The sequence below is a fragment of the Halomonas meridiana genome (assembly GCF_009846525.1).
In the GTDB taxonomy this organism is placed as follows: Bacteria; Pseudomonadota; Gammaproteobacteria; order Pseudomonadales; family Halomonadaceae; genus Vreelandella.
Map to the genome: position 1 here is coordinate 2,145,539 of NZ_CP024621.1, position 23,418 is coordinate 2,168,956.

Below are 23,418 nucleotides of genomic sequence, written 5' to 3' on the forward strand. Positions count from 1 at the left end.
ACGTTTAACGTCATTAAGAACCCCGCTTCGGCGGGGTTCTTTCGTTGCTGCCGCCTTCATGGCGTCATAAAGCGTGCTACCATCACCGACTTTATTTGGCAGCTTTTAGGTTCGACTTCCCGTGCTTTCCAATATTCGTATCGTGCTGGTGCAAACATTCCACCCGGGCAACATTGGCGCTACAGCCCGCGCCATGAAAACCATGGGGCTGACAGAGCTTGTGCTGGTCAATCCCCGTACATTTCCCGATGAAGAAGCCACTCGCCTAGCCGCCGGTGCCACGGACGTACTGGAGAATGCTCTCTGTGTGAGCACGCTAGAAGAGGCCGTACGCGACTGCGTGCAGGTAATCGGCGCCAGCGCTCGGCTACGCAGCATGCCGCTGCCCCATTTCGACGAGCCTGACGAGATGGCCCAGCAAGTCATCGACAACGCCCACCAAGCACCGGTGGCACTGGTGTTTGGCCGCGAACGCTCGGGGCTGACCAACGATGAGATTCGTTGCTGCAGCCACCAAGTCAGCATTCCCGCCAACCCCGAGTATGGCATTCTCAATTTATCGCAAGCGGTTCAGATTCTTGCCTACGAAGTGCATCGCGCCTGGCGCAAGCGCGACGTCAGCAGCTTTGCGTATCAGCGCCCGCTGGAAGCCACGCCGCCTAGCCGCGAACAGTTTGGTTACTTCCAGGAGCATCTTGGCCGCTTGATGCAGCAAAGCGGCTTTTTAACCCAGCCTCACGCCCGTACCGAAGAGCAGCTTCAAGCGCTGTTTGCCCGTGCACAGCCGAGTCGCAAAGAGCTGTCCCTACTCCGCGGTCTACTAAGCGCCTTTGAAGCGCACTTGCCCAAGCAGTAATTCCTTACCCGCTCAACGCATTTCCATTAAAAAGGGCAGCTTAGCGCTGCCCTTTTGGTAAATATTGCGTGTGCTTAAAGCGACATGGCCGCCAGCCAGCCAAATGCAATCAACGGAAGGTTATAGTGTAGGAACGTGGGCACCACGCTATCCCACATATGGTCATGCTGACCGTCTACGTTCAAACCTGACGTTGGCCCCAAGGTGGAATCCGACGCCGGCGAGCCAGCATCCCCCAATGCGGCAGCGGTGCCCACCAGTACCACGGTCGCCATGGGAGAGAACCCAAACTGCACGGCCAGCGGTACGAAAATCGCCGCAATAATGGGAATGGTAGAGAACGAAGAGCCAATGCCCAGGGTAATGAACAGGCCAACCAACAGCATCACCAAAGCGGCCAAGCCACGATTATCGCCAAACAGATCGAAAGCACCTGCGACCAGCGATTCGATATCACCGGTGGCTTTCATGACTTCCGCAAAGCCTGCCGCCGAAATCATGATAAAGCCAATCAAGGCCATCATACGCATGCCGCTGGTGAACAAATCATCGGCCTCGCGCCATTTGAAAATGCCACCCAGCGACAGCAAGCCGATACCCACCAAACCGCCAACGATCATCGAGCCGGTGTAGAGTTGAAGGCCCAGCGCGGCCACGATCGCCACGCCTGACATGACCAACCCTAAGAGGTGCGGTTCGACAGGTGTGTGCGCCTGGCCATTGGGCGCGGCCACGTCCTTAGTTGCGTAGCTGCGCTGGCCGCGGTAGCTAAACAGCAGGGCGACCAAAAGGCCGATGGCCATGCCGCCCACCGGAATGGCCATGGCCAGGGGCACCATGCCACGAGAGATCTCCAGTCCTAGCGGCTCTCCGGCACTGTTGAGATTGGCTAACAGAATATCGTTCAAGAAGATCGCCCCGAATCCTACCGGCAGCAGCATATAGGGCGCAGTAAGACCAAAGGTCAGAGCGCAAGCCACGGCGCGGCGGTCGAGTTGCAGACGATTCATCACCGCCAGCAGCGGTGGAATCAGCACGGGAATGAACGCAATATGGACTGGAATGGCATTTTGTGAGGAGATCGCGACCAGCAGTACGGCCACCAGCAGCAGCATCTTCACCCGTGCTTGGTGGGCGGCGGTCGCTTCTTTACCCAACAGAGTGATCAATCGGTTCGCCAGCATGTCCGGCAACCCAGAACGAGAAATGGCCACAGCAAAAGCGCCTAACGTTGCGTACGCCAGCGCCACCTGCGCGCCCCCACCGACGCCCTCGTTGAACGCGCTGAGCGTATCGTCTAAGGAAAGGCCTCCGACTAGCCCCCCTACCAACGCACCGACCACCAGTGCGAAAACGACGGACACGCGAAGAAGTGACAGTGCCACCATGACGAGCACTGCAAGAATTACTGCATTCATGGAAATACCCAGGGTTATTGGAAGGTCATCAACGCCAAAGATGGCGGATTTTAACAGATGGGGCGCGCTTAATCAGGCGAAAGTGACGCTCTCTTTTGGTTACGACTTTAGTCACAACGCTATTGCTGCTATGCAACATTATGCCTAGTATCCCGGCCTTTGTTTAAACACACCGCTTACTAAATTAACAAATGCTTAGGAGCCTGTATGGGCATGCTCGCCATTATTCTTTCGTTGTCGCTATTGATGCTGCTTGCCTATCGCGGCATTTCGGTCCTCCTCCTTGCGCCGTTGATGGCCGCGTTAGCGGTTTTACTATCAGGCGACGGTGCTTTTTTACTGCCCATTTACACCGACACCTTCATGGGCGCCCTGGGCAACTATGTCATGCAGTTCTTCCCTCTCTTCTTGCTGGGCGCGCTCTTCGGCCAGTTGATGGCAGACTCAGGCGCCGCCCAGTCGATCTCCAATGGCATCGTAAAGCGGTTGGGTACCCATCACGTGGTACTGACGGTGGTCATGGCCTGCGCGGTACTGACTTACGGCGGCGTCTCGCTGTTCGTCGTGGCCTTTGCCATTTACCCGATCAGCCGTGAACTGTTCCGCCAGGCCAATGTGCCCAAGCGCCTTATCCCCGCCTCCATCGCTCTAGGCTCTTTCACCTTTACCATGACGGCGCTCCCCGGCACGCCGGCCATCCAAAATGCCATTCCCATTCCTTACTTTGGTACCAACAGCTTCGCGGCACCGGGGCTTGGCATCGTCGCTGGGTTGATCATGCTGGGGTTGGGCACCCTGTATCTGCAGTCGCGGGTCAATAAAGCGGCGCTTCACGGCGAGGGCTATGGCACGCATACCGAGCGGGAAACAGACGCCCAGAGTGACACCGGCACTACGCCCAGCATGCCACTGGCAGTCGCGCTGGTTCCGCTGGTCATGGTGATTGGCCTCAACGCTCTCTTCACCTACGGGATATTCCCGGCCATGGACCTGAGCTTCATCAGCGATGCATTCGACAACGTCACGCCCAGCCGCCAAACAGGGCTTTGGGCCATTCTGATTGCCCTGCTCAGCGCCTCGGCTTGGCTCATCATCACGCGCTGGCGTCACTGGCAAGACTTGAAAACCACCATCAATCAAGGCTGCTTTGGTTCGCTGCTACCGATTTTCAACACGGCCTCGGAAGTAGGTTACGGCGCGGTCATCGCCAGCTTGGCAGGCTTTGCCATCATTCGTGATGCCGTGCTCAATGTGTCTCCGAGCAACCCGCTCATCTCCGAAGCCATGGCGATGAGCGTGCTGGCAGGCATCACCGGCTCCTCCTCAGGCGGCCTCTCCATTGCGCTCCAAACGTTGGGCAGTGAATATTTGGCCATGGCACAGCAAGCAGGCATCGATCCTGAGCTCATGCACCGCGTGGCTACGTTGGCCGCGGGCGGCATGGACACGCTTCCCCACTCGGGTGCCGTGATCACGCTACTGGCTATTTGCGGGCTGACCCACCGCCAGTCGTATGGCAATGTGGCCATGGTCACCATCGTGCTGCCCATCGCCGCGCTGATCAGTGTGATTACGCTCGGCACGCTGTTTGGAAGCTTCTAAAGTCGCCAATGCCATGCGATAGTTGATTAACGCGTTAACCAATCCACCATAAGAGACGTGCCATGGCCCTCCAGAAACACCACACGCTGCTGTTGATCGTGCTCGCCAGCTTGGTTATTTCCACGGCCATGGGACTACGTCATGGGTTCGGGCTGTTTCTCGAACCCATGAGCAGCGATTTCGGCTGGGGACGCGGCGTCTTTGCGTTTGCACTGGCCGTCCAAAACCTCATTTGGGGGCTGTCTCAACCGTTTACCGGGGCGCTGGCAGATCGGTTTGGCGCGGCTAAAATCATCGTGGTGGGTGGCATCCTCTATGTCCTGGGGCTTTGCTTCATGAGCCTCTCGACCAGCGCGCTCGGCATGACCGTCAGCGCTGGCCTGCTGATTGGCTTCGGCTTATCGGGAACGACGTTCTCGGTGATACTCGGCGCCGTGGGCCGGGCCGTGCCCCCTGAGAAGCGCAGCATGGCCATGGGGATCGTCAGTGCGGCGGGGTCGTTTGGTCAATTTGCCATGCTGCCCGGCACGCTGGGATTGATCGAGTGGCTAGGCTGGTCCTCTGCGCTGTTGGCCATGGGGGCCATCGCAGCGCTCATGATACCGCTGGGCGCCATGGTCAAAGACCGGCCAAGCCCCAAAGCGCTGGGCGATCTGAGCCTGCGCGATGCGCTTAACGAAGCGGCGGGGCAAAAAGGGTTTTGGCTACTTTGCCTGGGCTTTTTCGTGTGCGGCTTCCAAGTGGTGTTCATTGCGGTCCACTTGCCAGGCTACCTGTTCGATAACGGCTTAGCCGTCCAAGTCGGCACCACGGTGCTCGCTCTGGTTGGTCTGTTCAACATCGTAGGCACCTACACTGCTGGCTGGATGGGGGGTATCTGGTCGAAACCGCGTCTATTGAGCTGGCTTTACCTCATCCGGGGCGTGATCATCACGGCCTTTATCGTCCTTCCCCTGACGACGACCAGCGCTTATCTGTTCGGGATTGCCATGGGGCTGTTATGGCTCTCCACCGTTCCGCTCACGAACGGTATCGTCGCATCGGTGTTTGGCGTTCGGCATCTCTCCATGCTGGGCGGCATCGTGTTTCTCTTTCATCAGCTAGGCTCGTTCATGGGCGTGTGGCTGGGTGGTTTTTTGTACGACCTCACCGGCCACTACGATACGGTGTGGCAGATTGCCATCGTACTGTCCGTGGTCGCCGCCGCGCTCCACTGGTTCATCAGCGAGAAGCCGCTGGCACGCCCCTCTGCGCCACAGGTGACACCATGACAGTGTCGGCAGCAGGCTGGGCCGTGATCGGCCTACTGGCGTTGGGTGGCTTGGCTCTGTTGGCTTGGTGGGGGTGGCATACGCTCGACCCCGCCCTTTTGCTGCTGGGGAGCCGACTGTGCTAAATCACGTGTCACCTCAACGTGCTGGCAATTGATAGCCCATGGCGATTCCCTATCCAGGCCATATAGCCGTCGTCTTGACGACCTTCATTGCCGTCGTGCTCGCCGTGTTACTGCATTACGAGGCGCTGTGGCTCATCTCTCGCCAAATCGAACGCTCCCACCGCCCTCATCGCCAGCGCATTTTGATCATGGCATTCGGCGTGCTGACCACCCACATCGCCGAAATTTGGCTCTTTGGGATAACGGGCTGGTGGCTGTCAGCCATCCATGGTATCGGCGCGTTGAAAGGGTACGAGAGCTTTCAGCTATTGGATTACATTTTCTTTTCCGCCGTGACGTACACTACCGTCGGCTACGGCGATATCTATGCCGTCGGCCCGGTGCGTTTTCTCTACGGTACGCTGGCGCTGACCGGCTTCGTGCTGATCACCTGGTCGGCGTCCTTTACGTTTATCGAAATGCAAAAACATTGGCGTATACATAAGTAGCTCACTCCCTTCGCTGGTTAAGGACACCGCATGTTCGAAGTGCTGATTTTGTCGTTTGCATTCGTATTCGGCATTGCCGCCCGTCATCTCAATCTTCCTCCGCTCGTAGGTTTTCTAGCCGCTGGCTTTGCCTTAAACGCCTTTGGCCCTAGCGTTGGTTTACCCGATGAGGCCGGCCCGCTGCTCGAGCACCTCGCTCATTTGGGTGTCTTACTACTGCTCTTCACGATTGGCTTGAAGCTGAATATCAGGAGCCTAGCCGAACCCGTGGTATTGGGTAGCGCCCTGCTGCATCTCGCCTTGACCGCGCTGATTTTCACCGTAGGCTTCTTGGTTCTGCTATCGCTACCGCTGGAGACTGCGTTACTGCTCGCCATCGCGCTATCGTTTTCGAGCACGGTATTGGCCGCTAAAGTTCTGGAGAGCAAGCGTGAACTGCGGGCGCTACACGGCCGCATTGCGATTGGCATTTTGATCATTCAGGACTTGGCCGCCCTGGCGGTGTTGAGCATCTACAGCGGTCAGTCGCCTAGTCCCTGGGCCTTGCTGGTGTTTCTCCTTCCACTGCTGCGGCCCGTGCTGTACTGGCTGATGAGCGTTGCGCAACACGATGAAATGCTGGTACTGACCGGCGCCGTGCTGGCCATTGCCGTGGGGGGAATGGGCTTTGAAATGGTAGGGCTGAGTTCGGAGGTAGGGGCTTTGGTGATGGGGCTGCTGCTTGCTCACCACCCTCGGGCCCAAGAGCTCTCGAAAGCGCTGTGGGGGCTCAAGGAAGTGCTGTTGATCAGTTTCTTTCTACAAATTGGGATGGCTGGCCTCCCCGACACCCAAGCACTCCTTTTTGCGCTCGCCCTGGCCGTGGCGCTGCCACTGAAGGGGCTACTCTTTTTTGCCCTGTTGATTGCCTTTCGGTTGCGTGCGAGAAATGCGTTCCTGGGCAGCCTTAGCCTGACCGCTTACAGTGAGTTTGGCCTGATCGTCGCGTCGAGCATCCTTGAGGCGTGGTTGGTACCACTGGCCATTGCCGTCGCGCTTTCTTTCGTGATGGCCGCGCCGCTCAACCGTTTGGCACACAGCCTGTTCGATCGCTGGGAGCGACATCTGACGCGCTTCGAGCGCGGCTCGAGACACCCGGACGAACAGCCCGTCAATTTAGGCGCGGCCACCGTTCTCGTGCTGGGGATGGGACGCACGGGCAGCGCTGCCTACGACTTCTTTCACGATAAGGGTTTGGAGGTCGCCGGTATCGATTCCGACCCCAATAAAACCGACAGCCAACGCCGCGTGTTTTATGGTGATATCGAGGATGTCGGTTTTTGGCACCATCTCGATCTTGATGGCCTGACTGCGGTGACACTGGCCACCCCAGAAATGGAAAGCAAGCTGATTGCCAGCCGAGAACTGCGCAAGGCTGGTTTTACCGGCCAACTGATTGCGGGCATTCACTATCAAGATGAAGCCGAGCCGCTTCGCGATGCCGGCGTCGATCAAACCTACTTATTAATGACCGGCGCGGGTATTGGTATTGCTGAAAAAACCTGGGAGAAGCTTCACGGCGATGCAAGCCGATAACGCCAGCGGGGGCTAAGAAGCCCCCACATGGCGATGCCGCCATAGGCGCATCAGCACACCGTGCTTCGGTGAAAACAGCAGCGCCAGGAAGAAACACCCCGTCGCCACCAGGACGATGGTGCCGCCGGAAGCCACGTCAAACGCAAACGACAGCCATAACCCCAATACCGCAGACCCTACCCCAACCCCGATGGAGATAAACAGCATCGTTTTGAAGCGGTCGGTCAGCAAGTGGGCCGTGGCGCCCGGCGTAATCAGCATGGCCACGACCAGGATGATACCGACGGTTTCCAGACTAGCGACAATGGTGAGCGTGAGCAGCAGAATCAAGCCGTAATGAATCACTCCGGTATTGAAGCCGAGTGCCTGTGCCTGAGTCGGATCGAAGGCATAAAGCATGAGCGGGCGATAAGCCAGCCATACCACCAGCAATGCGATCACGCTGGCAGCGAGCGTCAGCATCAGTGCAGACTGCTGAACCCCCAAGACGTTACCGAATAGAATGTGCATCAAGTGGGTGCTGGAAGCGATTTTACTGATCAGCACGACGCCCAGCGCAAACGCCCCGGTAAACATGATGCCCATGGCGGCATCGGACTTGATCCGCGTGTGCCGCTCGATCGCCCCAATGCCAAGCGACGTCAGCGCCCCCGTGACGAAAGCGCCGATAAAAAAGGGCAGGCCCAGCAGGTAGGCGATTGCCACGCCAGGCAACACGGCGTGCGAGATCGCATCCCCCAGTAGCGACCAGCGCTTGAGGACGACATAACAAGACAGCATGCCGCAGATGGCCCCCACCATCATCGACGTGAGCAGCGCGCGCTGCATGAACGCGTACTGAAACGCCTCTGAAACGCTATCGGGCATCAGATTCACGGGCACCATCACCGCCGAGATGAGCCCAGCCACCAGGGCACTACTCAAAGAGTCCAACGTTTGTAACATGCAAATTGCCTATTCTTTGCCAGCGAACGCAGGCACGCTGGCACGCCCAACACCCTGAGCAGATGGCTCGATGGCACTCACGGCGAGTTCGGCCAGCTTGCTATCGCTCAGCATCTCGTCGGGCGCACCTTCACCGCGAATGAATCGATTGATCAGCACCACGTGGTCCACGTAGCGACGCGCGCCCGGCATATCGTGCGTCACCATCACGATGGTTCGTCCAGCTTCGCGCTCGCGTTTGAGCACGTCGAGAATGAGCTGTTCGCTGGGTGGGTCGACCCCCGCGAGCGGCTCATCGAGCAGCAGGATACTCGCCTCTTGCGCCAACGCACGCGCCAGCAGCACACGCTTTTTTTGACCGCCCGAGAGAGCACCGATGGGCCGGTCGGCAAACGCCAGCATGTTGACGTCGTATAACGCTTTTTCCACCGCAACACGGTGACGTGGCGCATGCCAGCGCGCAGGTAGCAGTCTCCGCCACCACGCGTCTTGGCGCATGTGGCCATAGCGGGCGCTCATCACGGTTTCCCATACCGAAATAGGGAAATCCCATTCGATGGCCTCTCGCTGGGCCATGTAAGCAATGCGCCCAGCTTTCCGATGGTGCTCGATGGCTTGACCAAATGCCGTCACGCGGCCGCGCAGAGGCTTCATGCTGCCGGTCAACACGTGAAACAGCGTCGATTTTCCTGCGCCGTTCGGCCCCACGATGGCCGTCCAACGCCCGCGAGGCAACGAGAGGTGAATGTCCTCTAACACGGGCTGACGCTGATAAGCCGCATAAACACCGCTCACTTCGATGGCGCTGGCTGGTTGAGACGGTAATGAGGACATCGTGATTTACTCGGTAGCCAAGTAGCGACGCAGCAACGCAACGTTATGACGCTGCATGGCAAAGTAATCGGCAGCCTCCCCGTCAGGCTCACTCAAAGAGTCGACATACAGCGGTCCGGCAACGGGCAGTCCGGTGTCACGTGCGATACTGGTCACATGGCGGTCAGAAATCGTACTTTCCCAGAAGAGGGCCGCCGGTTGGCGTTCGTTGATTCGGTCGATGACCCGCATCAACTGCCGTGGGGAGCCCTCTGTTTCGGCATTGGTACCCCAAATACCATCGTGCTCGAACTGATACGCATCGGCAAAATAGAGAAAGGCCGCTTCACTGGAAAGCAGTACGCGGCGATCTTCGGGAATGGCTTCGAGCGTTTCTTGAAGTTCGACATGCAGATCATGCAGCTGTGCTTCCAGTGCCGCTGCGCGCTGCTGAATCGCATCGGCTTGATGGGGCAAGCGATCCTCCAACGTGTTGGCGATGGCTTGCACGTAGCCACTGGCAGCCCGAGGATCCATCCACATGTGCGGGTCCACGTCGCCTTCCATCTCACCGGTGACGATCGTTTGCGTCCGGTAACCCGACGCCTCTGCCACAGCGATCATGGGTACGTCGTCATTGACCGTCGCCGATACTTGGCGCATCCACTGCTCTAGCTGATAGCCGTTATAAAAAACCACATCGGCATCTTCGAGCGCAGCAAAATTATCAGGGGTGAGTTCCCACTCGTGCACTTCGGCGTTAACCGGTGTCAGTACCGTGACGTTCGCATCATCACCGGCCACTTTCTTAACCAAGTCGCCAAGAACCGAAAACGTCACGGCAATCTCGATGGGCGGGTTTTGCAACTCATCGGCCTGAGCACTGGTCACAACGCCACACCAAGCGAACGACACGCCCAAGGCTGCTAGCAAGTATGGTTTAGCCACTGGATCTCTCCTCTGTGCTAGGCTCGCGTTACTGATAACTTTAGCTCAACAAAAAAGCATTGTGCAAACAGTTTAGCCTTGGCTAACAATTATCGTGAAAAATGCGCTACCATCGCCAATTAACGTTTCCACTAACTTTGATAACCTTTGCCAATGAGTGATCACCAACAGCGGCGCACCCCACCTCCCTCCGGACACAGCGGTGATGCGCTGCCGCCAGTGGAACAGCACGCCCAGCAGTACGAGGCCGTGCGCAACGCCCACGAAACGGAGCTAATCGAAGATTACGTCGAATTGATTGGCGACCTGATTCGTCATCGCGGCGAGGCCCGCGCGGCCGATATTGCTAACCGAATGGCCGTCAGCCAAGCGACGGTGTCGAAAATGATTCGTCGCTTGAACGAGTTAGGTTTGGTGACCAGCAAGCCGTATCGCTCGCTGTTTTTGACCGATGAGGGTCAAAAAATGGCGGAGACGTCCCGTGCGCGTCACGATATCGTGCTGCATTTTTTGCGAGCGCTGGGGGTGGACGACAGCACTGCCCGCATCGATGCAGAAGGGATGGAACACCATGTTAGCGATGAGACGCTCACGATCATGCAGCGCTATACCGACCAGCAGCAAAATAACTGAGCCTCTTTTCCGCACGCCTCTATGGCTGGGTGACACGTAGATGATTCACCTGGGTGATGGTGCCGTTCCAGATCATCTCTAGGTGGGTGGTCTGGATGATGTCCGTCACATGGCGCGGCGTCATGAGCGCCCAGCAGTGCGCCCCGGGTCGGCGCACCGAATGGTAACGAAGGCCGTTCAACGTACGCCGAACGTCTGCACCGAACGGCTGCGACGCCGTATAGTGATCGGGTGCGTAGACGAGATGATCGCTGGGCAGCGTCAGCGCATCGCCTATTGACACCTCCCTGAAGGTGCCTCTCAACCCTCGAAAAACGAACCGCTCATAGCGCAGCTCGGGCACACGCTGCCAGTACGCTTGCTGATGGTGCTTGACTTCCGTAATCGCGGTTTCCAACTTATCGGCAAGGTACAGCACGCCAAAACTGCCGTCGCTAAAACGTGATCCTTCTGGATTGATATGCGTAAAGGGGGCCACGGCATACGAACAGCCACGAATACCGAAAGGAATCTGCTCGAGCGGCAGCAGCGCCAGGTCACCTACCTCATTCTGCAAACGCGGATTGGTGAGTGATTGAAGTGCATGGAGAGCGGCGAACTCGTCGGGGTCAGCTACATCATCGAACAGATCGATCGGCGGAAACTTACTGTTGACCAATCGATAGCCGATCACATCACGGGCTGGCAATACGGGCAAATCAGCCGCCTTTACCACTGACCACCCCGCAGGCTATCGATGCGCTTATACGTTTCGTAAAGCGCGGCAAAATCTCCAGTCCCCATGATGGCCATGGGCGTGCGACCATTGAAATAGGGGTTGTGATTGACCATGTTCACAAACCCGTACAGGTTGTCGGGGTTATCGAATACCACACGCAGCGCCGCATGGATGTTCAGCACGTAGCTGATGCGCGCTAGCTGGTCACTATCCAGTTTGATCGCTGCCAGATCGCCGCGCCGAGCTCGAGCGTAGGTACTGTGAGAGACGCGCAGAATCGCTTCCCCCTGCTCTCCCGAGGCTCGCCACTTCTCTAGAATGCGTACCGCTGCTTTGAGGCCCACCGCGGCGGCTGCCTTATTCTGGGCAAACTCTTGCGCTGTTTGCATTGCACTTCCTAGCCTAGTGTCTACAAATACTATTGTAGGATAAAAGTGTCTGAGAATACATTTCCACACGCAATGGGGCTTGCATGGCTAGATCACAGTGCCACCGAGGATGTGTGACCGCCACCCGCCACCTTGGCAGGCATACCCAACCGGCCGATGCCAGGTAATTTAAGGGCGGGGCGCAGGATATCGATGCCGACACTCATACCCAGCAGGTTGAACTCAATGCCCTCCTCCAGCGCCAGCATGATCCCCACCACACCTCCCAGCGACAGTTGGTATCCAGTTCCGCTGGGGGTGGGAGCAACGACACCATTGAAGAGGTAGTCTTTACCCACCGCCGTGGTCGGCAGCGCAACCTCAAAGCCCTCGACTTCACGTATCACCCAGGCAATAAAGCTGTTGCTATTGGGGCCAGGCCAAACTCGGTACAAATCCGCTTGCGGATAGCGCGCCACAGCGTCTTGAATACGAGGTATTAATTCAGCGGCTTCGGCACCTCGATAATCGGCGAGCAGCTCAGGCGGATGCCCAAACCAAGCGCGATCAGGCTTGTCGATGGAAGAAACCACCGTGGGGCGGCGCCAGCTCAACACCTGATGCAGTTGATAATCTCGCGCCCCCTCTGCTTTTGTCGCAATCCAGATATGCACACCAAAGGCTCCGCGCCAGCTATAGGCACGTGCCGCGTATACCTGTACGACGGCGTCTTGGACGCGATCAGGATGGGGCGCCAATCCCGCAGACGAACGGTCGAGATTCGACCAGTGGCCATCGGTAATGACCTGGTTACTGGCCAATATCCACACCGGCCCAGCCAGCAATAAGACCAATAACGCCATTACGGCAGCCAGCCAACGCAATACGGTTTTCATCGGGGTATCCACATCAAGAGCATACGAGGAACGACGCGCATTAAAGGATTCATCATCAAAGCCTTAGCCGAGGTGCCACGAAATCGAGAAACGCACCAATTCTGCCCGAAAGCGCCGTATTACGATAATAGACCGCTTGAACCATTTCACGGGGGTTCGGGCTGATCATACGATCCATCATCAACCCCACCAGCGCGCCTTTCTCTAAGTCGTGACGAATCATAAACCGAGACATACAAGCGATACCCTCGCCTGCCAAGCACAGCTGCCGCATGACCTCGCCGCTCGAGGTTCGCAGGTGCGCTTGAATATTGGGGCCTTCCTGCGGTAGCCCTTCGACCGGCCAGCGATCCAGACTGTCTGCGTTCAGAAACCCAAGTAACTGATGATCTCGCAATGCTGCCGGGCTAACCGGCACACCGTGACGTTCCAAGTAATGTGGGTTTGCCACTAGGTGCAGTGGCGAGCGCCCCAGTAGGCGGGCGTGAAGCGTGGAGTCCTCTAGCCCACCAATGCGGATCGCGACATCCGTACGCTGCTCCAACAGATTGATGATGCTATCAGAGGCGGACAGCTCGAGCTCGATACCCGGATAATGATCGCGAAATGCGCCAATCAAAGGCACCAGTTGATGCAGTACGAAAGGCGTCGCCGCATCGACTCTAAGCCGCCCACTCGGTCGCACCTGGCTTAATCGCATCGCCTCTTCGGCTTCTTCCAGCGTGCTCAACCCCACCCTGACCCGCTCGATAAAGGCGCGCCCTTCACTGGTGAGGGTCACACTGCGGGTCGTACGGTTCAGTAATGGAATACCCAGCCGCTGCTCCAAACGCTGCACAGCACGGGAGACCTTGGCGACGGGCACATCCATCTGCCGAGCTGCGGCGCTGAAACCACCGCTATCCACGACGGCAACCAGGAGCTGCAGATCTTCGGTGCGGCTCAGCATGATGAACTCCTAGCGCACACATTATTGTCGATAACGTAAAAGTGTTTCTATTTTAGTACTGTTTATCGCATAAGGCATCCGGCGCAAACTCCGCAGCGTTACGTCGTCCCTCTCTTTTCAGGAGATTTGCCATGCCTATTGCACTGTTCGCACTGACCCTCAGTGCCTTTGCTATTGGCACCACCGAATTCGTCATTGTCGGATTGGTGCCTACCATCGCCCAAGACTTGGGCGTTTCGCTGCCTTCGGCAGGACTGTTAGTAAGCCTCTACGCCGCTGGTGTTGCCGTTGGCGCACCGGTGCTGACCGCCCTCACTGGTCGTATGAATCGCAAGCTGGTGCTGCTCGGCCTGATGGCGCTGTTCATCGTCGGTAACTTGCTGGCCTGGCAAGCGCCGGGCTACGGCTCGTTGATTACCGCACGTATTTTGACGGGGCTTGCCCACGGCGTCTTTTTCTCTATCGGCTCGACCATTGCCACCAGCTTGGTCAGCAAAGATAAAGAAGCGAGCGCGATTGCCATCATGTTCACAGGTCTTACCGTGGCGCTCGTGACCGGCGTACCGTTAGGCACGTGGATTGGACAAAACTTCGGTTGGCGCGCCACCTTCTTGGTGGTGTCGTCTCTAGGCCTAATCGCCTTGATCGGCAGCGCCCTCCTCGTCCCCAACAACTTGAAAAAGTCCGCGCCGGCGACCCTCGGCCAACAGCTCAAGGTACTTACGCACCCTCGCCTTCTGCTCGTGTACCTGATCACTATTCTGGGCTATGGCGGCACGTTCACGGCGTTCACGTACTTGGCACCCATCCTGCAAGAGGTGAGCGGCTTTGGAAATAATGCCGTGAGCTTGATCATGCTGGTCTATGGCGTATCGGTCGCCTTCGGCAACATCTACGGCGGTAAAATGGCGGACCGCATGGGGCCCATACGTGCGCTGACAGTAATCTTTTCGGGCCTCATCGCCATTTTACTGATGCTGACTCTATCAGCGGCCCATCCCATCGCCGCCGTGCTGACGGTGCTGATCTGGGGAGCCTTTGCGTTTGGTAACGTACCGGGGCTGCAAGTGTATGTGGTACAGCAAGCCGAGCGCTTCGTCCCTGAAGCTGTCGATATCGCGTCAGGGTTGAACATCGCTGCGTTCAACATTGGGATTGCGCTGGGCTCTGTCATCGGTGGCTACGTCGTCGATGGAATGCAGCTCACCGACACGGCCTGGATGGGGGCGGGTATCGTTGCGCTTGCCCTGGCGCTCACACGGCTTTCCGGCCACTGGGATCGCCAAAGAGAAAGCGATGTTACTGCACGCTAAGGCCCGTTGAAGACGTCATGAGCCTCCCGCACGACTGATCTCCCATACCCCGTAGCACTACGCCACTGCCCTGTCGATCTCTTCTCAGCCATCTGCAAGAAGAGGCAGCGCCCGGCAGTGGTTTTTTCGTGCGCGCAAGACGAAGAAACACGCGCCCTGCCAAGCTGGCTAGCAGAACCAAAAGGAGCTTTAGCGACAAGAAATAGTGTGGATAGCGACCGATAACGCCGACGCAAAGCGAAGAAGTCGACATCTGGAAAGGAGGGAAAAGGTACAGCTAAATGGAGGCGGCCCCAAAAGCCACATCCCGGCACACGCAGCCACCACTACCGTTGCTCCCTTCCGGGCCTGGCGGGGTTCGCAGTTTAGCGTTGCGGGAGGACCTAAGGGGCCACCATAATCGTATGCTTTTGAACCGCATACTGGCGCTGATTGGTGGCTACGCCCTGATTTGAACAGGGGACCCCATCATTATGAGTGATGTGCTCTAACCAGCTGAGCTACGTAGCCTTTTTGACATCAGCGGGTGCAGAGTATGCCTATATTAGCGTCAAAAGGCAAGCCGAAACGGCCTGCCTTTTTTCATCGTGCGATTCACTAAGCGCAAACGGGCTTACAGCGCTGCTTTGACAACAGGCAGTGCCTCTTCACCTTCACGCGTGGTCACGCCTTCTAACCAAGCCTCGAGTACTTCCGGGTGATCATTGAGATACGTACGCGCCGCTTCGCGAGGTTCGACACCCTCGTCCATAATGGCGCTCATCAGCTGGTTTTCCATCTCCAGCGTGAACGTCATGTTGCTCAGCAATTCACCGACGTTCGGGCAGGACTCAACGAAACCAGCACGAGTATTGGTGTAGACCGTCGCACCTCCGAGATTCGGGCCAAAGTAGTCGTCTGCATCAGACAGGTACGCCATCTCAAAATTGGTGTTCATGGGGTGCGGCTCCCAACCCAAGAAAACCATCCACTTTTCATTGGGAACCCGTGCGCTCAACTCGGCCAGCATGCCTGCCTCGCTGGAGTCGATCACCTGCCAATCGCCTAGCCCGTATGCATCATCGTCGATCATTTGCTGAATGAGTTCGTTGCCATCATTGCCCGCTTCGATGCCATGAATGCGCTGCTCGAACCGATCGGCATGTTCGGCCAAATCGTTCACCGAGGTCACCCCAGAGTCGTACACGTATTGCGGCACTGCCAGCGTGTACTTGGCACCTTGGAGGTTGGCCGTTAAGCGTTCGACGTCGCCACGCTCGATGTAGGGATCGCTAATGGACGCCATGGAGGGCATCCAGTTACCCAAGAAGACGTCGAAATCGTCATTGCGCATGCCCGCGTAGGCAATGGGGACCGAGACCGTATCGACACGGGGCTCGTAGCCTAGCGCCTCCAATACTTCGCTGGCCAAGGCGGTCGTAGCCGTGATATCGGTCCAGCCCACCTCGGCGAAACGCACGCTACTACACTCATCGGCAGCGGCCGTCATCGGCAGACAAGCGGTCACGAACAGAGCACTCATATGACGTTTGGTTAGCTGTTTCATTCGTCGTCTTTCCTCGTTATCTGTTTTATTGAAACGCGCTCTACGGCGAGCAATGCAGAGGCGAGAAACTGCTCGACACACTTTTATTGATTGAACGTTCAATAAAAAAATGCCATCATATTCAGGTAACCATGCCTACTCCTGCTTTTCAAGGCGAGGAGCCAATGGGCATTCAACGTCATTAGGAGATAGCTGTGCCTAAGGTGGGAATGGAACCAATACGCCGCCAACAGTTGATCAAGGCTACGATGGCGGCCATTGACGAAGTGGGGCTGGCCGAGGCAACGGTCATGCGCATCGCCCGCCATGCGGGTGTCTCTGCCGGCATCATTAGCCACTATTTTGGCGGCAAGGATGGCCTGCTCGAAGCCACCATGCGTCAAATATTGACGGATCTAAGCGATGCCGTCGCGGCACGACGCCATGCGTTGGAAGACGACTCTCCACGCGCTCACATCGGCGCCATCATCGAGGGCAACTTCGACCGCACCCAGGTCACCGGGCCCGCCGCGAAGACCTGGCTTGCCTTCTGGGCCAGCAGCATGCACAAGCCGGTGTTGCAACGTCTTCAATACGTTAACGACCGCCGCTTGTACGCCAATCTCTGCCACCAGTTCCATCGGGTCATGCCGCGCGCCGACGCTCGCAACGCGGCCCGTGGTTTGGCTGCCATGATCGATGGCCTGTGGCTTCGCGGCGCGCTGGCCCCGGAAGGCCTAGATGCCGCAGAAGCGCGCCATCTTGCGCACACCTATCTCGACCAGTTACTGACACATTACGGATGCTTTCAAGATGCATCCACTGCCGAACTTTATTAAGGAGATCAGCATGGCCGCTCAAGACGTACAGCCCCTCTACATCGATGGTCGCCCGGTTGATGCCACCTCCGGCGAAACGTTTACCGTCACCAACCCTTATGATGGCAGCCTGCTGGCCACGATTGGCCAAGCGAGCCAAGCCGATGTCGACAGCGCCGTTCAAGCTGCACAGCGTGGCCAGCGTGAATGGGCCGCGATGACTGGCATGGAGCGCTCGCGCATCCTGCTACGTGCCGTGGCGCTTCTTCGTGAACGCAACGACGAGCTTGCCGAGCTGGAAACCCGCAATACTGGCAAGCCCATCAGCGAAACCGCCAGCGTCGATATCGTGACCGGTGCCGATGCACTGGAGTACTACGCAGGTCTCGCCCCCGCCATTGAGGGCCACCAAATTCCCTTGCGTGACAGCTCGTTCGTTTATACCCGCCGCGAACCGCTGGGCGTGATTGGCGCCATTGGTGCCTGGAACTACCCGATTCAAATCGCCTGCTGGAAAGCGGCTCCGGCGCTGGCAGCGGGGAACGCTATCGTGTTCAAGCCCAGCGAAGTGACGCCGCTGACGGCGATGAAGCTTGCCGAAATTTTCACCGAAGCAGGCCTACCGAACGGCGTGTTCAACGTGGTGCAGGGCGATGGCCGCGTCGGTGCCATGCTGACCGAGCACGAAGGGATTGCCAAAGTCTCGTTCACCGGTGAAGTGGGCACTGGCAAAAAGGTCATGGCCGCTGCCGGTGGTTCCACGCTGAAAGACGTGACGATGGAACTCGGCGGTAAATCTCCGCTGATCGTGTTTGCAGACGCGGACCTTGACCGCGCAGCCGATGCCGCCATGATGGCGAATTTCTACTCCAGCGGCCAAATCTGCACCAACGGCACCCGCGTGTTCGTCGAGCGCAGCGTCAAAGACGCGTTCGAAGCCAAGTTGGTAGAGCGTGTAGCGCGTATCAAAGCGGGCGACCCGATGGACCCAAGCGTCAATTTCGGTCCGCTCGTCAGCTTCGAGCATCAGGAAAAAGTGCTCTCCTACATCGCGCTCGGAAAAGAGCAAGGCGCACGCGTGCTGGCCGGCGGCGACGCGTGGAACAGCGGCGAATGGGCCAAAGGCGCCTGGGCAGCCCCCACCGTATTCACCGACTGCACTGATGAGATGCGCGTTGTCAAAGAAGAGATCTTTGGCCCGGTGATGTCAGTACTCGCCTTTGATGACGAAGACGAAGTGATCCGCCGCGCCAACGACACCAAGTACGGCCTGGCTGCTGGCGTCTTCAGCGAAAGCCTGAACCGCGCGCACCGCGTCATTCATCAGTTGGAAGCAGGCATTTGCTGGGTCAACACCTGGGGCGAATCCCCGTCTGAAATGCCGGTCGGTGGCTATAAAGAGTCCGGTATTGGCCGTGAAAACGGCGTGGAAACGCTGAATCACTACACACAGACCAAGTCCGTGCAGATCGAGATGGGGCCGTTCGAGTCCGTGTTTTAAAGGCGGAGCACAGCTTTCGAACACGCCACTCCCCTTTCTTGATGAGAGAACCCCTATGTCTCAAGCAACCGAGTTTGATTACATCGTCATTGGTGCTGGTTCAGCAGGTAACGTGCTGGCCACGCGCCTGACCGAAGATAGCGATGTCAGCGTGCTGCTGTTGGAAGCCGGTGGACCTGACTACCGTTTCGATTTTCGTACCCAAATGCCCGCAGCCCTGGCCTACCCGCTGCAGGGCAAGCGTTATAACTGGGCGTTCGAAACCGATCCCGAACCGCACATGGACAACCGCCGCATGGAGTGTGGCCGAGGCAAGGGCCTCGGCGGCTCCTCGCTGATCAACGGCATGTGTTACATCCGTGGCAACGCGTTGGATTATGACAACTGGGCCAAACAGCCCGGCTTGGCGGAGTGGGACTACTTGAGCTGCCTGCCCTACTTCAAAAAGTGCGAAACCCGCGATATTGGCCCGAACGACTACCACGGTGGTGATGGCCCCGTTAGCGTGACCACGCCCAAAGCGGGCAACAACCCGCTTTATCGCACCTTTATCGAGGCGGGCAAGCAAGCGGGCTATCCGGAAACCGACGACGTCAACGGTTACCAGCAAGAGGGCTTCGGCCCGATGGACCGCTTCGTGACGCCGAAAGGCCGCCGTGCCTCGACTGCTCGCGGCTACCTGGACACGGCCAAACAGCGCAGCAACCTGACCATCGAAACCCACGCCGTCACCGACGTGATCGAATTCGATGGTAAGCGCGCCGTCGGCGTGCGCTACGAGCAAAAAGGCCAGCCCAAACAGGCTCGCGCACGCCGTGAAGTGCTGCTGTGCGGTGGCGCGATTGCCTCTCCACAAATTCTCCAGCGCTCCGGCGTGGGTAACCCAGAGTGGCTGAAAGAGCTAGGCATTCCCGTAGTGCATGAGCTGCCGGGCGTCGGCGAAAACCTGCAAGACCACCTGGAAATGTACATTCAGTACGAGTGCAAGGAGCCGATTTCGCTCTACCCGGCGCTGAAATGGTACAACCAGCCGAAGATTGGGGCCGAGTGGCTGTTTAACGGCACGGGCGTGGGCGCGAGCAATCAGTTCGAATCCTGTGGCTTTATTCGCAGCCGCGATGACGAGGAGTGGCCGAACCTGCAGTACCACTTCCTGCCGATCGCCATTAGCTACAACGGCAAGAGTGCCGTTCAAGCGCATGGCTTCCAGGCCCACGTAGGTTCCATGCGTTCAGAAAGCCGCGGCCGTATTCGTCTCACGTCCAAAGACCCCCACGCGGCACCGAGCATTCTGTTCAACTACATGGCCAAAGAGAAAGATTGGGAAGAGTTCCGCGATGCGATTCGCTTGACTCGCGAGATCATCGCTCAACCCGCGTTTGATCAATACCGAGGCCGGGAAATCGCCCCTGGCCCAGACGTGCAAAGCGACGAAGAGCTCGATAACTTCGTCAAACAGCACGCCGAAACCGCCTACCACCCCTGCGGCAGCTGCCGCATGGGCGAAGGCGAGATGGCCGTCACCGATGCCCAAGGCCGGGTACACGGGCTTGAAGGGCTGCGCGTGGTGGATGCCTCGCTGTTCCCGGTCATTCCTACCGGCAACCTGAACGCGCCCACCATCATGTTGGCGGAGAAAATTGCCGACCGCATTCGAGGTCGCGAGCCCCTGCCGCGTGCCAACGTCGACTACTACGTCGCCAACGGCGCGCCTGCCAAGCAGGTATCGTAAGCCGATATCGACACGGGTACGCCAACCCGCTGCGTCAAAACGCCATGGTGCCTCACCATGGCGTTTTTTTATGCCCTAACTGCGCTACATTGAAGATATAAAGCGAACGTATAACGGTGAAATGCTTGCACAAGACGCAATGACTCTGCGAATATTCAAACATACGTTTAAATACGTTCTTTGATAACCACCCACGGAGATTCCCCCATGCTCACCTTACTCCTCATCGTGCTCGCCGTTGCCGGCTTGCTCGTGGTGATGCGTCGCGAGGCAGGTGCCACACCCGCCCTGGCCCTACTAGGCGTATTGGGCTTAGTCGGCCTAGTGCTAGGTGCCCCAGTCATCGGCTCGCTGTTGTTGATCGGTGCAGTTGCAGTGGCCGTCGCAGGCCTACCTGCGCTGCGCCGTAAATGGCTCACTCCGCGCATCTTTGCCATCTTCAAAAAAGTAGCCCCCAAAGTATCGGCGACCGAACGTACCGCGCTGGAAGCCGGCAGCGTGTCTTGGGACGGCGAACTCTTTTCAGGCAAGCCCCAATGGCAATCGCTGCTCGACTTTAAAGATGACGGTTTGAGTGACGAAGAGCAGGCGTTTTTAGACAATCAGTGCGCCAAAGCCGCTGGCATGTGCAACGCTTGGGATATCGCCCGTGAACGCGCCGACCTGCCCCAGGAGCTGTGGGATTACCTGAAAAAAGAGGGCTTCTTCGGGATGATCATTCCGAAGGAGTACGGCGGCTTGGGCTTCTCGGCCAAGGCGCAATCCATGGTGCTGCAAAAGCTCTCCGCCAACGAGACGCTGATGGTCACCGTGGGCGTGCCCAACTCCCTCGGCCCGGGCGAACTGCTGCTGAAGTACGGCACCCAAGCCCAGAAAGATCACTACCTGCCGCGCCTGGCCGATGGCCGCGAAATTCCCTGCTTTGGCCTCACCGGCCCCCGTGCAGGCTCCGATGCGACCTCCCTTCCCGATACCGGCGTGGTCTGTAAGCAGGTCATTAATGGCGAAGAAGTCGTGGGCGTGCGCCTGAACTTCGAGAAGCGCTGGATCACCCTGGCGCCCATCGCCACCGTGGTTGGCCTAGCATTCCGTCTCTTCGACCCGGAAAACCTACTGGGCGAAGAAGAAGATCGTGGCATTACCCTGGCGCTGATTCCCCGCGATACCCAAGGCATGGAGATTGGCCGTCGTCACCACCCAATTGGCAGCCCGTTCATGAACGGCCCAATCAAAGGTAAGGACGTGTTCGTACCGCTGGAGACCATCATCGGTGGTCCGGATATGATCGGCCAAGGCTGGCGTATGCTGGTCGAGTGTCTCTCCATTGGCCGCTGCATTACGCTGCCCTCCGGTGCCACCGGCACCGCGCGCTACGCGCTGGGCTGGAGCGGCGGTTTTACCCGCGTGCGTCGTCAGTTCAACGTGCCGGTGGCCGAGATGGAAGGCGTGCAAGAGCCTTTGGCACGTATGGCATCGCTGGCCTACATTTCGGCGGCCACGGTTTACCAAACCGCTAACCTGATCGACCACGGCGAAAAGCCAGCGGTCCCCTCTGCCATCCTGAAAAGCCAGCTGACCGAGTTCCAGCGCGTGCTGCTGAGCGATGCGATGGACGTTCACGGCGGTAAAGCAGTAACGCTTGGCCCGCGCAACTACCTGGGCATTGGCTATAGTGCCAACCCGGTAGCCATCACCGTGGAAGGTGCGAACATCATGACCCGCAACCTGATGATCTTTGGTCAGGGCGCGATTCGCTGCCACCCTTATGTGCTGGAAGAGCTAGCCGCCAAAGACGCCAACGATGTAAACGCCTTCGATAAAGCCTTCTTCGGCCATGCGGGCTTGATCTTCGGCAACGCGGCGCGCGCCTTCACCCTGGGGCTTGGCCTTGGCAAGCCGAGCGTCCCGTTCAGCGGCCCCGCCGCTGGCTACGCCCAGGATATCGCGCGCCTTTCGGCGGGGTTCGGCCTGTGTGCGGATGCCGCCATGGCCAGCCTAGGCTCTGCACTGAAAAAACGCGAAATGCTCTCGGCGCGCCTAGGCGACGTACTTTCTAATCTCTACCTCGCCTCCATGGTGCTCAAGCAGTGGCATAACGGCAATAAAGTAGAAGGCGAAGAGGCGCTGCTTCATTACAGCCTGCAGTTCCTCCTTCATCGCGCGGAGCAAGCGTTCGTCGAGATCTTCGATAACTTGCCCAACCGTGCGCTGGGTAACGTATTAAAAGTCGTCGTCATGCCCACGGGTCGCCGCTGGCGCAAGCCGCAGGACGACTTGGCCCGTGATATTGCCCAGCGGGTATCCACTCATAGCGCGCTGCGTAGCAAGCTGCTTTCGAACACCTGGGACAAAGATGACGGCGCGGTGAGCAACCCGCTAGCACGCTACAACGCGTTGCTCGGTGATTACGACCGCGCTGAGAACATCTACCGTACGGTGAACAAAGCCTATGCCAAAGGCGAACTACCGCAAACGGCTCTCCACCCTGAAGCACGGGTAGAAGCAGCGCTTGAAAAAGGCTTGATCAATGACGACGAGGCCGCCTTCATGCGCACCTTTGAAGCCGAAGTACTGGAGATGCTGACCGTCGATGACTTCGCTTACGATGCCTTTGCCAATGATAAGTCGACGCTGATCGACCACAACGCAGCACCGGCCAAGGCCTCTTCGCCAACGGAAACCAGCGTCAAGTAGCCTTATTCCGCCATCTCCCAACCTACCGGCCCTTTCTGGGCCGGTTTTTTTTGCCCTCTTGCCATGTTCCAAAACGAAGCAAACGAACATGCGCACCACCCAGAGCCGATCATGGCGCACCACACCGTTTTGCCAGCCGTTTGAAAAATCGCTTTTTTGCGCTTTTCTACGCCTAAAAGCGAATACAAACGGCCATCAAAAGCGTTGCAAGTTCGCAAATGATCAACTAG

Annotated in this window: 21 protein-coding genes, 1 tRNA gene and 1 other RNA gene; 12 read left to right on the forward strand and 11 right to left on the reverse strand. The window is 58.0% G+C overall.

The features are described from left to right. Positions 1 to 121: 121 nt before the first annotated feature. Complete coding sequence (locus CTT34_RS10460; RefSeq protein WP_159342385.1) at positions 122 to 856, forward strand: RNA methyltransferase; 735 nt, start codon at positions 122 to 124, stop codon at positions 854 to 856. A 74-nt stretch (positions 857 to 930) separates the two neighbouring features. Here the strand turns inward: CTT34_RS10460 and CTT34_RS10465 are convergent, their stop codons facing one another. Then, positions 931 to 2,274 (reverse strand): Na+/H+ antiporter family protein, encoded by a 1,344-nt coding sequence (locus tag CTT34_RS10465; RefSeq protein ID WP_159342386.1) that lies wholly within the window; start codon positions 2,272 to 2,274, stop codon positions 931 to 933. Positions 2,275 to 2,481: 207 nt separating this feature from the next. On the opposite strand from CTT34_RS10465, the gene CTT34_RS10470 reads away from it, so the two are divergent. The 5 genes from CTT34_RS10470 to CTT34_RS10485 all read left to right on the forward strand — a co-directional run bounded on the left by CTT34_RS10470 (position 2,482) and on the right by CTT34_RS10485 (position 7,335). Next, the gene (locus CTT34_RS10470) at positions 2,482 to 3,876 is read left to right on the forward strand and encodes a GntP family permease (protein WP_159342387.1); all 1,395 of its coding nucleotides are present in this window, start codon (positions 2,482 to 2,484) and stop codon (positions 3,874 to 3,876) included. Between the two features lie 62 nt (positions 3,877 to 3,938). Continuing rightward, on the forward strand, positions 3,939 to 5,147 hold the full coding sequence (locus CTT34_RS10475) for an MFS transporter (protein ID WP_159342388.1): 1,209 nt from the start codon (positions 3,939 to 3,941) through the stop codon (positions 5,145 to 5,147). Further along, on the forward strand, positions 5,144 to 5,272 hold the full coding sequence (locus tag CTT34_RS18605) for a hypothetical protein (RefSeq protein ID WP_285263245.1): 129 nt from the start codon (positions 5,144 to 5,146) through the stop codon (positions 5,270 to 5,272). Before CTT34_RS10475 ends, CTT34_RS18605 begins: the two co-directional genes overlap by 4 nt. Positions 5,273 to 5,310: 38 nt before the next feature. Next, entirely contained in the window at positions 5,311 to 5,760 is a 450-nt protein-coding gene (locus CTT34_RS10480) for an ion channel (protein ID WP_159342389.1), read from the forward strand. Positions 5,761 to 5,790: 30 nt separating this feature from the next. Next, entirely contained in the window at positions 5,791 to 7,335 is a 1,545-nt protein-coding gene (locus tag CTT34_RS10485; protein ID WP_159342390.1) for a cation:proton antiporter domain-containing protein, read from the forward strand. Between the two features lie 12 nt (positions 7,336 to 7,347). Here CTT34_RS10485 and CTT34_RS10490 read toward each other — a convergent pair whose 3' ends face one another. From CTT34_RS10490 to CTT34_RS10500, 3 genes are read right to left on the reverse strand one after another with little or no spacing between them, the layout of a single operon-like run. Further along, a complete protein-coding gene (locus CTT34_RS10490; RefSeq protein WP_159342391.1) occupies positions 7,348 to 8,280 on the reverse strand; it encodes a metal ABC transporter permease in 933 nt (310 codons plus the stop codon). A 9-nt stretch (positions 8,281 to 8,289) separates the two neighbouring features. Beyond that, entirely contained in the window at positions 8,290 to 9,114 is an 825-nt protein-coding gene (locus CTT34_RS10495; RefSeq protein WP_159342392.1) for a metal ABC transporter ATP-binding protein, read from the reverse strand. Positions 9,115 to 9,120: 6 nt separating this feature from the next. Beyond that, entirely contained in the window at positions 9,121 to 10,041 is a 921-nt protein-coding gene (locus CTT34_RS10500) for a metal ABC transporter substrate-binding protein (protein WP_159342393.1), read from the reverse strand. A gap of 153 nt (positions 10,042 to 10,194) precedes the next feature. On the opposite strand from CTT34_RS10500, the gene mntR reads away from it, so the two are divergent. After that, positions 10,195 to 10,674, forward strand: coding sequence for a manganese-binding transcriptional regulator MntR (gene mntR, locus CTT34_RS10505; RefSeq protein WP_159342394.1), 480 nt, complete (start codon positions 10,195 to 10,197; stop codon positions 10,672 to 10,674). Between the two features lie 19 nt (positions 10,675 to 10,693). Here mntR and CTT34_RS10510 read toward each other — a convergent pair whose 3' ends face one another. The 4 genes from CTT34_RS10510 to CTT34_RS10525 all read right to left on the reverse strand — a co-directional run bounded on the left by CTT34_RS10510 (position 10,694) and on the right by CTT34_RS10525 (position 13,605). Further along, on the reverse strand, positions 10,694 to 11,371 hold the full coding sequence (locus CTT34_RS10510; RefSeq protein WP_254436364.1) for an RES family NAD+ phosphorylase: 678 nt from the start codon (positions 11,369 to 11,371) through the stop codon (positions 10,694 to 10,696). An 11-nt stretch (positions 11,372 to 11,382) separates the two neighbouring features. After that, positions 11,383 to 11,781 carry an antitoxin Xre-like helix-turn-helix domain-containing protein gene (locus CTT34_RS10515; protein WP_159342396.1) on the reverse strand — a complete coding sequence of 133 codons (399 nt, stop codon included), beginning with the start codon at positions 11,779 to 11,781 and terminating at the stop codon, positions 11,383 to 11,385. A 92-nt stretch (positions 11,782 to 11,873) separates the two neighbouring features. Beyond that, entirely contained in the window at positions 11,874 to 12,656 is a 783-nt protein-coding gene (locus CTT34_RS10520; RefSeq protein ID WP_159342397.1) for a DUF3750 domain-containing protein, read from the reverse strand. Between the two features lie 55 nt (positions 12,657 to 12,711). Beyond that, positions 12,712 to 13,605 carry a LysR family transcriptional regulator gene (locus CTT34_RS10525; protein ID WP_159342398.1) on the reverse strand — a complete coding sequence of 298 codons (894 nt, stop codon included), beginning with the start codon at positions 13,603 to 13,605 and terminating at the stop codon, positions 12,712 to 12,714. 131 nt (positions 13,606 to 13,736) lie between these two features. On the opposite strand from CTT34_RS10525, the gene CTT34_RS10530 reads away from it, so the two are divergent. Then, positions 13,737 to 14,918: an MFS transporter gene (locus tag CTT34_RS10530; RefSeq protein ID WP_159342399.1), complete on the forward strand. Its 1,182-nt coding sequence runs from the start codon at positions 13,737 to 13,739 to the stop codon at positions 14,916 to 14,918. 291 nt (positions 14,919 to 15,209) lie between these two features. Here the strand turns inward: CTT34_RS10530 and ffs are convergent. The 3 genes from ffs to CTT34_RS10545 form a co-directional block, all read right to left on the reverse strand. Next, positions 15,210 to 15,306: signal recognition particle sRNA small type (gene ffs / locus CTT34_RS10535), an RNA gene on the reverse strand. A 45-nt stretch (positions 15,307 to 15,351) separates the two neighbouring features. Further along, positions 15,352 to 15,428: transfer RNA gene (locus CTT34_RS10540), tRNA-Met, on the reverse strand. 103 nt (positions 15,429 to 15,531) lie between these two features. After that, entirely contained in the window at positions 15,532 to 16,464 is a 933-nt protein-coding gene (locus CTT34_RS10545; protein ID WP_159342400.1) for a choline ABC transporter substrate-binding protein, read from the reverse strand. A gap of 209 nt (positions 16,465 to 16,673) precedes the next feature. Between CTT34_RS10545 and betI the strand changes: the two genes are divergently transcribed. The 4 genes from betI (at position 16,674) to CTT34_RS10565 (ending at position 23,188) form a co-directional block, all read left to right on the forward strand. Continuing rightward, entirely contained in the window at positions 16,674 to 17,282 is a 609-nt protein-coding gene (betI, locus tag CTT34_RS10550; protein ID WP_159342401.1) for a transcriptional regulator BetI, read from the forward strand. A 10-nt stretch (positions 17,283 to 17,292) separates the two neighbouring features. After that, positions 17,293 to 18,762: a betaine-aldehyde dehydrogenase gene (betB, locus tag CTT34_RS10555; RefSeq protein ID WP_159342402.1), complete on the forward strand. Its 1,470-nt coding sequence runs from the start codon at positions 17,293 to 17,295 to the stop codon at positions 18,760 to 18,762. Positions 18,763 to 18,817: 55 nt separating this feature from the next. Continuing rightward, entirely contained in the window at positions 18,818 to 20,494 is a 1,677-nt protein-coding gene (betA, locus tag CTT34_RS10560) for a choline dehydrogenase (RefSeq protein ID WP_159342403.1), read from the forward strand. Between the two features lie 207 nt (positions 20,495 to 20,701). Next, entirely contained in the window at positions 20,702 to 23,188 is a 2,487-nt protein-coding gene (locus tag CTT34_RS10565) for an acyl-CoA dehydrogenase (RefSeq protein WP_159342404.1), read from the forward strand. Positions 23,189 to 23,418: the final 230 nt, after the last annotated feature.

What these genes read in the sequence shown, in the direction of transcription:
- CTT34_RS10475 (WP_159342388.1), top strand. Translation starts at nt 3,939, where the DNA reads ATGGCCCTCCAGAAACACCACACGCTGCTGTTGATCGTGCTCGCCAGC.
- CTT34_RS10520 (WP_159342397.1), bottom strand. Translation starts at nt 12,656, where the DNA reads ATGAAAACCGTATTGCGTTGGCTGGCTGCCGTAATGGCGTTATTGGTC.
- betB (WP_159342402.1), top strand. Translation starts at nt 17,293, where the DNA reads ATGGCCGCTCAAGACGTACAGCCCCTCTACATCGATGGTCGCCCGGTT.
- CTT34_RS18605 (WP_285263245.1), top strand. Translation starts at nt 5,144, where the DNA reads ATGACAGTGTCGGCAGCAGGCTGGGCCGTGATCGGCCTACTGGCGTTG.
- CTT34_RS10530 (WP_159342399.1), top strand. Translation starts at nt 13,737, where the DNA reads ATGCCTATTGCACTGTTCGCACTGACCCTCAGTGCCTTTGCTATTGGC.
- CTT34_RS10485 (WP_159342390.1), top strand. Translation starts at nt 5,791, where the DNA reads ATGTTCGAAGTGCTGATTTTGTCGTTTGCATTCGTATTCGGCATTGCC.
- CTT34_RS10490 (WP_159342391.1), bottom strand. Translation starts at nt 8,280, where the DNA reads ATGTTACAAACGTTGGACTCTTTGAGTAGTGCCCTGGTGGCTGGGCTC.
- betI (WP_159342401.1), top strand. Translation starts at nt 16,674, where the DNA reads ATGGAACCAATACGCCGCCAACAGTTGATCAAGGCTACGATGGCGGCC.
- mntR (WP_159342394.1), top strand. Translation starts at nt 10,195, where the DNA reads ATGAGTGATCACCAACAGCGGCGCACCCCACCTCCCTCCGGACACAGC.
- CTT34_RS10465 (WP_159342386.1), bottom strand. Translation starts at nt 2,274, where the DNA reads ATGAATGCAGTAATTCTTGCAGTGCTCGTCATGGTGGCACTGTCACTT.
- CTT34_RS10545 (WP_159342400.1), bottom strand. Translation starts at nt 16,464, where the DNA reads ATGAAACAGCTAACCAAACGTCATATGAGTGCTCTGTTCGTGACCGCT.
- CTT34_RS10525 (WP_159342398.1), bottom strand. Translation starts at nt 13,605, where the DNA reads ATGCTGAGCCGCACCGAAGATCTGCAGCTCCTGGTTGCCGTCGTGGAT.
- CTT34_RS10480 (WP_159342389.1), top strand. Translation starts at nt 5,311, where the DNA reads ATGGCGATTCCCTATCCAGGCCATATAGCCGTCGTCTTGACGACCTTC.
- CTT34_RS10565 (WP_159342404.1), top strand. Translation starts at nt 20,702, where the DNA reads ATGCTCACCTTACTCCTCATCGTGCTCGCCGTTGCCGGCTTGCTCGTG.
- CTT34_RS10470 (WP_159342387.1), top strand. Translation starts at nt 2,482, where the DNA reads ATGGGCATGCTCGCCATTATTCTTTCGTTGTCGCTATTGATGCTGCTT.
- CTT34_RS10495 (WP_159342392.1), bottom strand. Translation starts at nt 9,114, where the DNA reads ATGTCCTCATTACCGTCTCAACCAGCCAGCGCCATCGAAGTGAGCGGT.
- CTT34_RS10515 (WP_159342396.1), bottom strand. Translation starts at nt 11,781, where the DNA reads ATGCAAACAGCGCAAGAGTTTGCCCAGAATAAGGCAGCCGCCGCGGTG.
- betA (WP_159342403.1), top strand. Translation starts at nt 18,818, where the DNA reads ATGTCTCAAGCAACCGAGTTTGATTACATCGTCATTGGTGCTGGTTCA.